Here is an 11,670-nt window from a genome sequence, read left to right as displayed (position 1 = left end):
TCCCCATGGCGACCGTCAACGTCACCGATGCCAGCTTCCAGGCCGATGTGCTCGATAGCAGCAAGCCCGTGCTGGTCGATTTCTGGGCCGACTGGTGCGGCCCCTGCAAGATGATCGCGCCCGCGCTCGAGGAAATCAGCGAGGAACTGGCCGACAAGGTGACGATCGCGAAGATGGACATCATGGAAAACACCGGCGTGCCCGGTGAGATCGGCGTCCAGTCGATCCCGCTAATGGTGCTGTTCAAAGACGGCAAGCCGGTCGCGCAGAAGCTCGGCGCCGCGCCCAAGAGCCAGCTCAAGGGGTGGCTCGAAAGCGAGCTTTAAAATCATGCACGACCGGGGCCTCAGGCCGCTTGATCGTCCTCTCGTCGCAGGTTCGGCGATAGTACTATGACTGCCTGAGGTCCCGGCCTTCGCCGGGATTCGGTAATTTTGTCAGATCTCAGCCATCCGCTCTGCTAGCTCGTCCCATAGCGCGGGGCTTGCCGCGCCGAGCAGGCCCGGCTTCTCCCATTCGTCCACACGATAGGGCGAGCCATCGGGTCGCGCTGCCTTCCCGCCGGCCTCATTGAGCCACAACACCCCGGCGGCGTGGTCCCACGCAAGCGTGCGCTCGAAGATCGAGACATCGTTTACGCCCAGCGCGAGGCGCGGGTATTGCTCGGCGGCGCAATAGGGAATGTCCGTCATGCGATAGTGCGGGGCGATCCGCCGCCTCACCGCCTCGCGTCGCGCCTCGTCCATGAAGATCAGCGAGATCGCCGCAACTGGTGGCGTTTCGCCCGTGGGGCGGGCCTTGATCCGCTCTCCGTCCACGAACGCGCCGCCACGTTCATGCGCAGCGCAGAAGCGTCCGCTCAGGCAGTCGTAAATCCAGCCCGAGCGTGCCACGCCGCCTTCGGCGCGCGCGATAATGATCCCGAACGGCGGTTCTCCGCGCGCGAAATTGCGCGTACCGTCGAGCGGATCGACGATCCAGCAGTCGCGGGCGAGCGCATCTTGGACCGAAGCATCCGCGTGCGAGGCTTCCTCCCCGACGACCGGTAGCGCCGGCTCGAACTCTGCCAGCGCTTCGGCGAGCATCGCCTCGGCAGCATGATCTGCCACCGTCACCACGTCGCCCGGCGCCTTCGCAACGATCTGGTCGTCCGCAAGCGCGCGGTAGAGCGGTACGATGGCTTCCTCGCTCACCCGCCGCATCAGTGCGAGAATCTCACGGTCGAGCAGGCTCACGAACGGTAGTCCGCGTTGATTGCGATGTAGCCGTGCGTGAGATCGCAGGTCCATACGGTCGCTCGGCCGTCGCCGAGGCCGAGGTCCACCGCGATGGCGATTTCGCTGCCACGGAGATGCTCGGCGACCGGTGCTTCGTCGTAATCGGCGAGCGGCAGGCCGTCGCGGGCGGTCCAGTGGCCGCCGAATCCGATCGAGAGCCTGTCACGGTCGGCAGGCTCGCCTGCCTTGCCGACGGCCATGACAACGCGGCCCCAGTTTGCATCCTCGCCCGCGATGGCCGTCTTGACCAGCGGCGAATTGGCGATCGCGAGGCCGATCTTGCGGGCGCTCTCGTCGGATACGGCGCCGGTCACCGCTACCTCGATAAACTTGCGAGCCCCTTCGCCGTCGCGGACGACGAGATGCGCGAGCTGGCGACAGACGTCGTGCAGCGCAGCGGCGAAGGCGTCGGCACCCGCATCGTCGAACGAGGCGAGCGGCGCGTTGCCGGCCTTGCCGGTCGCGAAGGCGAGCACGGTATCGCTGGTCGAGGTATCGCTGTCGACAGTTATGCAGGAAAACGTCCGTTCGTTCGCTTCCGACAGCAGGCGCTGCAGGAATGCGGGTTCGATGGCCGCGTCGGTGAAGACGTAACCAAGCATCGTCGCCATGTCCGGCGCGATCATGCCGCTGCCCTTGATGATGGCGGACAGTGTGACTGTCGTGTCGCCGATCACTGCACGGGCGATAGCGCCCTTGGGGAAAGTATCGGTAGTTCCGATGGTTGCGGCCGCTTCCTCCCACGAGCACGCGTCCGCCTCCAGCGCCGCGGCGATACCGGCGCGCGCCTTGTCCTTCGGCAGCGGCACGCCGATCACACCGGTGGAGGAGACGAACACCTCGGTCTGCGGGCAGCCGAGGTGCTCAGCGACCTGCGCCATGATGGCCTCCACCGCCTCGCGCCCGCGATAACCGGTAAAGGCGTTGGAATTGCCCGCGTTGACCACCAGCGCGCGGGCGCGGCCGGTCCTGACCTGCTCGCGCCCGAGCTCGACCTCGCTGGAGCAGCACACGTTGCGTGTGAACACGCCCGCCACCGCCGTGCCTTCCGCAAGCTCCACGTAGGTCAGGTCGCAGCGCCCCCAATCCTTGTAACCGGCACGCGCGACGCGCGGCACGACGCCGGCTATCGACGGCATTTCGGGAAAGGGCAGCGCGAGGGGCGAGCGTTCGAGGTCCATGGCCGGCTCCTACCCGGACCGCACGCGGGGGTAAATGCGGCTTTCTTGGTGGACGATCGGACGAACGGCACCTATCTTGCGCCGAGATGCTGACCCGCCTTCTCGCCTGCCTTGCGCTCATTACCGGCCTTGCCCCTGCCGGCGCGCCGGCGAATGCGGCGTTTGCCCAAGCGCTGAGCGCGGAGGTCAGCGACCGGGCGGTGGAGGCTCAGCCGGGCAAGGCCCAGCGCTGCGAGGCTGCTGTCTGCAGAAGCAAGCTGCCCGCGAAAGCCGATTCCACGTCGGGCTGCAAGGTGCGCAAACCGGTCAGGATCTATATTCCGACCGTCCAGTTCGGGCCCGACCGCGCTTTCGAATAGGCGCGTTTCTGCATTTTCCGACGTTTTCCGCCGCCGGCGCCGAATGCGCGCGGGCGGCTTCCATCCATTTCCAGTCCGGACAGGGCCACTTTCATGTTCCAAACCATCGCCAAATCCATTTTCGGTTCGTCCAACGATCGCTACGTCAAATCGCTGGGCAAGATCGTCAATCAGATCAATGCCCTGGAAGAGCAAATCGAAGCGTTCTCCGACGAGGAGCTTCAGGCCCAGACCGACAAGTTCCGCGCCCAGCTTGCAGAGGGAAAGACGCTCGACGACATCCTGCCCGAAGCCTTCGCCACCGTGCGCGAAGCTTCGAAGCGTGTGCTCGGCATGCGTCACTTCGACGTGCAGATGGTAGGCGGTATCGTGCTCCACCGCGGCGAGATCGCCGAAATGAAGACCGGCGAGGGCAAGACGCTCGTCGCCACGCTCGCGACCTATCTCAACGCCATCGAGGGCAAGGGCGTCCATGTCGTCACCGTCAACGACTACCTCGCCCGCCGCGATGCCGAGCATATGGGGCGGCTCTACAACTGGCTCGGCCTGTCGGTCGGCGTGATCGTCCCCAACCTGGGTGAGCACGAGCGGCGCGATTCCTACGCTGCCGACATCACCTACGGCACGAACAACGAGTTCGGCTTCGATTACCTGCGCGACAACATGAAGCACGAGCGCCGCCAGATGGTGCAGCGCCCCTTCAATTACGCGATCGTCGACGAGGTCGACTCGATCCTGATCGACGAGGCGCGGACCCCGCTGATCATCTCCGGCCCGACCGAGGACAAGACCGACCTCTACGTCGCGATCGACGAGATCGTGAAGACGCTCGACGAGACCTACTACGACGCCGACGAGAAGACGAAGAACATCACCTGGACCGAGGACGGCATCGAGAAAGTCGAGCAACTGCTCGCCGAGGCGGGCCTGCTCGAGACCGACAACCTCTACGACGTCGAGAATACCCAGGTCGTCCATCACCTCGACCAGGCGCTCAAGGCGAACATGATGTTCAAGCGCGATATCGACTACATCGTGAAGGACGGAAAGGTTGTCATCATCGACGAGTTCACCGGGCGCATGATGGACGGGCGCCGCTGGTCGAACGGCCTGCACCAGGCGGTCGAGGCGAAGGAGGGCGTGAAGATCGAGCCCGAGAACCAGACGATGGCCTCGATCACCTTCCAGAACTATTTCCGCATGTATCCCAAGCTTTCCGGCATGACCGGCACGGCGGCGACCGAGGCAGCCGAATTCTGGGACATCTACAAGATGAACGTGGTCGAGATCCCGACCAACGTTCCCGTGCGGCGGCTCGATGAGGAAGACGAGTTCTACAAGAACACGCAGGACAAGTTCAAAGCGATCGCCAAGGCGATCCGTGAGAAGAACGAGATCGGCCAGCCGGTGCTCGTCGGTACCGTCTCGATCGAGAAGAGCGAACTGCTGTCCAAGTTCCTCGACGAGGAGGGCGTGAAGCACAACGTGCTCAACGCGCGCTTCCACGAGATGGAGGCGCACATCGTGGCGCAGGCCGGGCGGCTCGGCGCGGTGACGATCGCGACCAATATGGCCGGCCGCGGCACCGACATCCAGCTCGGCGGCAACATCGAGTTCCGGATCGGCGACGAACTTCGCGACATGGAAGACGGCCCCGAGAAGGACGTCGCGATCGAGAAGATCAAGGAAGAGGTCGCGGCCGAGAAAGCCAAGGTGCTCGAAGCCGGCGGCCTGTTCGTCCTCGGCACGGAGCGGCACGAATCCCGCCGTATCGACAACCAGCTCCGCGGCCGTTCGGGCCGTCAGGGCGACCCCGGCCTGTCACGCTTCTACCTCTGCCTGGAGGACGACCTGCTGCGTATCTTCGGGCCGGACACGCTGTTCGCCCGGATGATGAACTCGAACCTCGAGGACGGCGAGGCGATCGGCTCGCGCTGGCTGTCCAAGGCGATCGAGACCGCGCAGAAGAAGGTCGAGGCGCGCAACTACGATATCCGCAAGCAGGTCGTCGAATACGACGACGTGATGAACGACCAGCGCAAGGTGATCTACGAGCAGCGCGCCGAGATCATGGATAGCGAGCGAGTCGACGACGTGGTCGTGGACATGCGCCACGATACCGTTGCCGGTATCGTCGACACCGCGTGCCCGCCCGGATCCTATCCCGAGCAATGGGACGTTGAGGGTCTGAAGGAGCGTGTCGCCGAGACGTTCGGTATCAATCCTCCGATCGACGCGTGGATGCAGGAGGATACACTCGATCCCGAGATTATCGAGGAGCGCATCCGTACCGAGGTGGACGGGATCATGGAGCGCAAGATGGCGGACAACGATCCGTCGATCTGGCGCCAGGTCGAAAAGTCGATCCTGCTGGAGCGGCTCGACTTCCACTGGAAGGAACACCTCGCGACGCTCGACGCGCTGCGGCAGGTCGTGTTCCTGCGCGCCTATGCGCAGAAGCAGCCGATCAACGAGTACAAGCAGGAAGCCTTCGGCCTGTTCGAATCGATGCTCGACAAGCTGCGCGAGGATATCACCTCGATTCTGCTCAAGAGCGAACTGCGGCTCGCTCCGGCGCCGCAGCAGGAGCTGCCCGATCTGCCGGACTTCCTCACCGGCCATATCGATCCGCTGACTGGGATCGAGGATTCCGGCGACGGGGACGGTTCGGCGGCGCGGGCCGCGCTGTTCGGCGCGCTCGCCGGTAGCCCGCGGGCGGCCGCGGGCCCGGGCGGCTCTGCAAGCGAAAATCCCTACGCCGGCATGGACATCAGCCGCAACGCGCCGTGTCCCTGCGGCTCGGGCAACAAGTACAAGCACTGCCACGGCGCCGCCTCCTGAGGCGCGTTGTCGGCAATCGTTCGTCCACCATAACGACGGGGTTGCAAACTCCGAAGCTCGACCATATACGCGCGCTCTGCCTGCAGGGGCTGCTCCCCGATAGCTCAGCGGTAGAGTAGGTGACTGTTAATCACTTGGTCGTTGGTTCGAATCCAACTCGGGGAGCCATCATTCTGTAACGGCATGGAAAAAGGGCGCGGCGGGTCTTCCCATCGCGCCCTTTTTGCGTGTCCTGGGATTGCCTTGGAATGCGGTCAGGCGACGAACTGCTCGGCGACGATCCGTTCGTCGAGCGCGTGACCCGGATCGAACAGCAGGGTCAGCTCGGATTCGCGGGCGATTTCCAGCGTCACCTCTGCGATGTCACGCACCTCCTTCTGGTCGGCGACGGCCGACACGGGCCGCTTGGAGGGCTCGCGCACGCGTAACTGAATCCGGCTCCGATCGGGCAGCAGCGCTCCATTCCACCGGCGGGGACGAAACGGGCTGATCGGCGTCAGCGCCAGGAGGTTCGAATCGAGCGGCAGGATCGGCCCGTGGGCGGACAGGTTGTAAGCGGTCGAACCGGCCGGGGTCGCCACCAGCACACCGTCGCAGACGAGTTCTTCGATTCGCACCCGGTCGTCGACCGATACCTCGATCTTCGCCGTCTGGCGCGTTTCGCGCAGGAGCGAGACCTCGTTGATCGCACAGAACGTCGTCTTGACCCCATCCTGCGTCACGGCTTCCATGCGCAGCGGGGCGATCGCGATCGTGCGGGCGCGGTTCACACGGTCGAGCAGCTTTCCGCCCTTGCGGTACTTGTTCATCAGGAAACCGACGGTGCCGAGGTTCACGCCGTAGACCGGCTTCACGTCTCCGCTGTCGAGCATCTGGTGCAACGTGTGGAGCATGAAGCCGTCGCCGCCGATCACGGCCACCACCTCAGCCTCCTCGACCGGGCAGAAGGTGTGCGACTGGCGCAAGTCGTGGGCCGCTTCCTGCGCACGCTCCGTGTCGGAGGCGATCATCGCCAGCCGTGTAAATCCGTTGGAAACGCCCACTTAGAGCTCCGTCCTGCCGGCGCGCACCCTATGGGCCACCGTCTCGATTTGCAACGCGCGCCGCACGCAGGCAGACGGGCAGGGCGGACTGCGCCAACGGCTGGGAATGAACTGCATGACATCGACTCGCGAGCGCCGTTCCCCCACCGACCGCCGACGCGGCGCGAACGAGCGTTCGCAAGAACTGTTCGCTGCGATCGACGAGAACCAAGTCGAACTGCTCTTTCAGCCCCAGTTTTCCTGCGGTGACGAGAGGCTTATCGGCGCGGAGGCGTTGGCGCGCTGGAACCATCCGCGGCACGGGATGATCGGGATCGACTCCCTGTTCTCCCTGGCCGGCAACGCCGGCGACGCTGCAGCCCTCACGCACCATATCGCCGCCCGGGCGCTGGCGGCTGCGGCGCTCTGGCCCGATCCGCTGCGCCTTTCACTCAACGTGACCGCCGCCGATATCGCCGCGGAGGACTTTGCCGACACCTTTGGCGCTCTGGTGCGGGAATCGGGTTTTCCGGCGGAGCGCCTGACGCTCGAACTTACCGAACAGGCGCTGGTGCGCGACATCGACGGCAGCGCGCTCCAACTCGCGCGGCTCGCCGACAAGGGCATGCGGATCGCGCTCGACGACTTCGGCGCAGGCTTCTGCAACTTCCGCTACCTCAAGATCCTGCCGCTCGATTATCTCAAGCTCGATCGCTCGATGGTGGAGGGGATAGTTACGGATGTGCGCGATCTGGCCGTGCTGCGCGCGATCGCCGCCCTGGCGGGCGCGCTCGATATAGCCGTGATTGCCGAGGGGATCGAGGACGAAGCGCAACTGGAGAAGGTGCGCGATGAAGGCTGCGCGGCGTTCCAGGGCTTCCTGCGCGCGCGGCCGATGGCTGCGCAGGCGTTCATGGAATTCGCGAGCTAGGATAGCGAGGAAGTCGTTCGCGGGCCTTAGGCAGCGAGTTCCTTCTCGCGCTTCTTCGTCTTGCGGACGATTCCGCTCAGGCCCTTGGTCAACTGGAACAGTCCATTCAGCCGCGATTTCGGATCGCCCCAGGCGCGGTTGATGACGAGCTTCATGTCCGGCCGCAACTTGGCGGTATCCTTCAGCCGCTCGACATAGGCGAGCAGGCCGGCGGGATCGGGGAAATCGTCGTTGTGGAACGTCACCAGCGTGCCGCGCGCGCCGACGTCGATCTTGGCGATGTTGGCGATGATGGCCTGATGCTTGATCTCGATCAGGCGGATGAGATTCGCCGTCGCATCGGGCAGAGGGCCGAAGCGGTCGATCATCTCGGCCGCCATCGCTTCGATCTCGGCGCTGTCCTTCGCGTCGTTGAGGCGGCGGTAGAGCGCCATGCGCACGGCGAGGTCGGGCACATAGTCCTCCGGGATCATGATCGGCGCGTCGACCGTGATCTGCGGGCTCAGCGGATCGCCGCCGCGCTCCAGCCCGGCATCGCCGGCCTTTGCGGCGAGGATCGCGTCCTCCAGCATCGACTGGTAGAGTTCGAACCCGACCTCGCGAATGTGACCCGACTGCTCGTCGCCCAGCAGATTCCCCGCACCGCGAATATCGAGATCGTGGCTGGCGAGCTGGAACCCGGCGCCCAGGCTGTCGAGATCACCGAGCACCTTGAGCCGCTTCTCGGCGACTTCGGACAGCGCGACATCCTTCTCGTAAGTGAGGTAGGCATAGGCGCGCAGCTTCGACCGGCCGACCCGGCCGCGGAGCTGGTAGAGCTGGGCGAGGCCGAAGATGTCGGCGCGGTGGATGATGATCGTGTTGGCGCTTGGCAGGTCGAGCCCGCTTTCGACGATCGTGGTCGAGAGCAGCACGTCGTACTTGCCCTCATAGAACGCGCTCATCCGCTCCTCGATCTCACCCGCGGCCATCTGGCCGTGCGCGGCGACGAACTTCACTTCGGGCACGTGCTCGTGCAGCCAGTCCGACAGCGACTCCATGTCGGAGATGCGCGGGACGACGATGAAGCTCTGCCCACCGCGATGGTGCTCGCGCAGCAGCGCCTCGCGCATGACCATGTCGTCCCACTCCATCACGTAAGTGCGGACCGCGAGCCGGTCGACCGGCGGGGTCTGGATGGTCGAGAGTTCGCGCAGGCCGCTCATCGCCATTTGTAGCGTGCGCGGGATCGGCGTGGCGGTCAGCGTCAGCACGTGAACGTCGGCACGGAGCTGTTTGAGTTTCTCCTTATGAGTGACGCCGAAGCGCTGCTCTTCGTCCACGATCACGAGCCCTAGATTGCGGAACTTCGTGGTCTTGGAGAGGATCGCGTGCGTGCCGATCACGATATCGACCTTGCCGTCTGCAAGACCGTCGCGCGTCTCGGCCATCTCCCTGGCGGGCACGAGGCGCGAGAGGCGACCGATCCGCAATGGGAAGCCGGCGAAACGCTCCATGAAATTGGTGTAGTGCTGGCGCGCCAGCAGCGTCGTCGGCGCGACCACCGCGACCTGCTGCCCCGCCATCGCCGCGACGAAGGCGGCGCGCAGCGCGACCTCGGTCTTGCCGAAGCCGACGTCGCCGCAGACGAGCCGGTCCATTGGACGACCAGCCTCGAGATCGCCCAGAACGTCCTCGATGGCGCGGTCTTGATCGTCGGTTTCCTGCCATGGAAAACGGTCGACGAACTGGTTGAAGCTCGCCTCCTCCGCCGCGAGCACCGGTGCCTTCTTGAGCGCCCGCTGCGCCGCCACCTGCATCAGTTCGCCAGCGATCTCGCGGATACGCTCCTTGAGCCGCGCGCGACGCTTCTGCCACGCCTCGCCGCCGAGCCGGTCGAGCATGACTGCCTCCTCGCTGCTGCCGTAGCGGCTGAGGACGTCGATGTTCTCGACCGGAATGTAGAGCTTGTCGCCGCCCTTGTACTCCAGCATCACGCAGTCGTGCTGACTCTTGCCGACCGCGATCGGTTCAAGCCCAAGGTACTTGCCGATCCCGTGCTCGACGTGGACCACCAGATCGCCCCGGTTCAGCGCGGATAGCTCTGCCAGGAATGCGTCGGAATCCTTGCGCTTCTTGCGGCGGCGGACGAGGCGATCACCGAGCACGTCCTGCTCGGTGAGGAGCTCCAGTTCGTCGTTCGCGAACCCTGTCTCGAGCGGCAGGACCAGCGCCACCGGCTTGCCCTTGGCGGCGAGGCCGAGCGCTTCCTGCCAGCTATCGGCAAGCTGGGTCTTCGCCCCGGCCTCCGAGAGGATCGACGCGATGCGGGCACGGCTGCCGGGCGAATAGGCGGCGAAGAGCGCTTTCTTGCCAGCCTTGCCGACCGTGCCGAGGTGCTCCGCGGCCGCCTCGTAAACGTTGTCGCCCCGCGCTCGCTCGGGCGCGAAGTCGCGGGCGGAGGAGAAGCCGAAGTCGACCACGCGCTCGCTTTCGGGTTCGGCGAAGATCGTCGTGCGGTGGACGGGCTTCTTGTCCAGCGCCGTGCCGAATTCATCTTCCGCCAGATAGAGCGCGTCGGCGGGCAGGGGGCGATAGCTGCCTCTGGCTTGCCCGCCCGTGCTCTTGCGCTGCTCGTGATAGTCGGAAATGTCCGACAGCCGCTCTTCAGCGGCCTGGAGCGCCGCGGAATCGATCGCGACCATGTCGTCATCGCCGAGGTGATCGAACAGCGTTGTCATCCGCTCCTCGAACAGTGGCAGCCAGTGCTCCATGCCGGCGAGACGGCGGCCTTCGCTTACCGCCTCGTAGAGCGGGTCCTGCGTTGCGTTGGCGCCGAACATTTCGCGGTAGCGGGTGCGGAAGCGCTTGATGCTGTCCTCGTCGAGCAGCGCCTCGCTCGCCGGCAGCAGAAGGTGCGACTTGAGAATGCCGGTGCTCATCTGGGTCGATGGATCGAAGCTGCGCAGACTTTCCAGCTCGTCGCCGAAGAAGTCGAGCCGCAGGCCCTCGTCGAGCCCGGAAGGGAAGATGTCGACGATCGAGCCGCGCACCGCGTACTCGCCCTTGTCGACCACCGTGTCCGTCCGGCTGTAGCCCTGCCGCTGAAGCAGCGCGGCCAGGCTTTCGCGGCCGATCTCGATTCCGGGCTTGAACTCGCGCACGCTCTCGCGGACCCGGAACGGCGTCAGCACGCGCTGGAGCACGGCGTTGACGGTGGTCACGAGAAGTTGTGATCCCGCCTTGCCTGCCTGAAGTCGATGCAGCGCCGAAAGCCTACGGGCGCTGACGGTAAGGGCCGGGCTCGCGCGGTCGTAAGGCAGGCAGTCCCAGGCCGGGAACTCGATGACTTCCAGCTCGGGCGCGAAGTACTCCGCCGCCTCCGTCACGCCGTGCATCGCCGCTTCGTCCGCCGCGATGAACACCGCACGGCCCTGCGCCGCGCGCGCGAGATCGGCCATCACCAGGGGCTGCGCACCCCGAGCGATCGAGGAGAGCGTGAGCGGCCTTTCGGCCTTCAGGATACCGTGGAGGTCGGGCATGTTTTGTCCAAATCGTGTTGCCGCGCCCGCGTTCCGCGCACGAGCGAAAACCCGCCCGAGGGATTCGAGCGGGTGAGTCGTTGGTGCTTCACATAGACATTCGGGGCGATTTTCCCACCCGTCATCCCAACCCTCACGGGGGTGTCGACCTTTGGAGAGCTATGAAATCTCGACGTAGTCGAGCTTCTGCATCGCCGCCATCTGTGTGCCGGCAAACCGGTCCGGCACTACCTGCGTGCCGAGCGCCCAGGCCATCACGTCGACGTCGTCCTCTTCCAACAGCGCCTCGAACCAGGCCAGTTCCGTCTCCCCCCAATCGGCGTGATAGCGATCGAAGAAGCCGCCGATCATGTAGTCGGCCTCGCGCGTACCGCGGTGCCAGGCGCGGAAGCGGGCGCGGGAAAGGCGGGTGGGGTCGGCCATGCGGGGCGCCTATCTTCCCCGTCATGCCAGCGCAAGCTGGCATCGCTCTCCATAGAGCAGTGCCGGACATGCTATCCCGGCTTTCGCTAGGACGACGATAGCGGTTAAGAGCACC

9 protein-coding genes and 1 tRNA gene are annotated in these 11,670 nt (G+C 65.2%); 5 read left to right on the top strand and 5 right to left on the bottom strand.

What is annotated here, in order from left to right:
• Positions 1–5: 5 nt before the first annotated feature.
• Entirely contained in the window at positions 6–326 is a 321-nt protein-coding gene (gene trxA / locus D2V04_RS06455; RefSeq protein WP_119512438.1) for a thioredoxin, read from the top strand.
• A 111-nt stretch (positions 327–437) separates the two neighbouring features.
• Here trxA and D2V04_RS06450 read toward each other — a convergent pair whose 3' ends face one another.
• Positions 438–1,202, bottom strand: a complete 765-nt coding sequence (locus D2V04_RS06450) for an inositol monophosphatase family protein (RefSeq protein WP_228766310.1) — start codon at positions 1,200–1,202, stop codon at positions 438–440.
• 29 nt (positions 1,203–1,231) lie between these two features.
• Positions 1,232–2,458: a bifunctional glutamate N-acetyltransferase/amino-acid acetyltransferase ArgJ gene (gene argJ, locus D2V04_RS06445; protein WP_119512436.1), complete on the bottom strand. Its 1,227-nt coding sequence runs from the start codon at positions 2,456–2,458 to the stop codon at positions 1,232–1,234.
• Positions 2,459–2,544: 86 nt separating this feature from the next.
• Between argJ and D2V04_RS06440 the strand changes: the two genes are divergently transcribed.
• From D2V04_RS06440 to D2V04_RS06430, 3 genes are all read left to right on the top strand, one after another.
• Positions 2,545–2,817, top strand: a complete 273-nt coding sequence (locus D2V04_RS06440) for a hypothetical protein (protein ID WP_119512435.1) — start codon at positions 2,545–2,547, stop codon at positions 2,815–2,817.
• Between the two features lie 93 nt (positions 2,818–2,910).
• Positions 2,911–5,658 carry a preprotein translocase subunit SecA gene (gene secA / locus D2V04_RS06435; RefSeq protein ID WP_119512434.1) on the top strand — a complete coding sequence of 916 codons (2,748 nt, stop codon included), beginning with the start codon at positions 2,911–2,913 and terminating at the stop codon, positions 5,656–5,658.
• A gap of 93 nt (positions 5,659–5,751) precedes the next feature.
• A tRNA-Asn gene (locus D2V04_RS06430) sits at positions 5,752–5,826 on the top strand.
• 86 nt (positions 5,827–5,912) lie between these two features.
• Here D2V04_RS06430 and D2V04_RS06425 read toward each other — a convergent pair.
• The gene (locus D2V04_RS06425; protein ID WP_267463449.1) at positions 5,913–6,701 is read right to left on the bottom strand and encodes an NAD kinase; all 789 of its coding nucleotides are present in this window, start codon (positions 6,699–6,701) and stop codon (positions 5,913–5,915) included.
• A 115-nt stretch (positions 6,702–6,816) separates the two neighbouring features.
• Here D2V04_RS06425 and D2V04_RS06420 point away from each other — a divergent pair, with 115 nt between their 5' ends.
• Entirely contained in the window at positions 6,817–7,611 is a 795-nt protein-coding gene (locus D2V04_RS06420; RefSeq protein ID WP_228766287.1) for an EAL domain-containing protein, read from the top strand.
• 26 nt (positions 7,612–7,637) lie between these two features.
• On the opposite strand, the gene mfd is transcribed toward D2V04_RS06420, so the two are convergent.
• Complete coding sequence (mfd, locus tag D2V04_RS06415; RefSeq protein ID WP_119512431.1) at positions 7,638–11,132, bottom strand: transcription-repair coupling factor; 3,495 nt, start codon at positions 11,130–11,132, stop codon at positions 7,638–7,640.
• A gap of 159 nt (positions 11,133–11,291) precedes the next feature.
• The gene (locus tag D2V04_RS06410) at positions 11,292–11,555 is read right to left on the bottom strand and encodes an FAD assembly factor SdhE (RefSeq protein WP_119512430.1); all 264 of its coding nucleotides are present in this window, start codon (positions 11,553–11,555) and stop codon (positions 11,292–11,294) included.
• Between the last annotated feature and the right edge of the window lie 115 nt (positions 11,556–11,670).

The organism is Pelagerythrobacter aerophilus (assembly GCF_003581645.1).
GTDB lineage: Bacteria > Pseudomonadota > Alphaproteobacteria > Sphingomonadales > Sphingomonadaceae > Pelagerythrobacter > Pelagerythrobacter aerophilus.
This window is presented reverse-complemented; position numbering and strand designations above follow the sequence as displayed.

Bases quoted from the DNA above. Each gene is read 5' to 3' on its own strand.
- secA (WP_119512434.1), top strand. From the start codon at position 2,911: ATGTTCCAAACCATCGCCAAATCCATTTTCGGTTCGTCCAACGATCGC.
- D2V04_RS06440 (WP_119512435.1), top strand. From the start codon at position 2,545: ATGCTGACCCGCCTTCTCGCCTGCCTTGCGCTCATTACCGGCCTTGCC.
- D2V04_RS06450 (WP_228766310.1), bottom strand. From the start codon at position 1,202: ATGCGGCGGGTGAGCGAGGAAGCCATCGTACCGCTCTACCGCGCGCTT.
- D2V04_RS06410 (WP_119512430.1), bottom strand. From the start codon at position 11,555: ATGGCCGACCCCACCCGCCTTTCCCGCGCCCGCTTCCGCGCCTGGCAC.
- argJ (WP_119512436.1), bottom strand. From the start codon at position 2,458: ATGGACCTCGAACGCTCGCCCCTCGCGCTGCCCTTTCCCGAAATGCCG.
- trxA (WP_119512438.1), top strand. From the start codon at position 6: ATGGCGACCGTCAACGTCACCGATGCCAGCTTCCAGGCCGATGTGCTC.
- mfd (WP_119512431.1), bottom strand. From the start codon at position 11,132: ATGCCCGACCTCCACGGTATCCTGAAGGCCGAAAGGCCGCTCACGCTC.
- D2V04_RS06420 (WP_228766287.1), top strand. From the start codon at position 6,817: ATGACATCGACTCGCGAGCGCCGTTCCCCCACCGACCGCCGACGCGGC.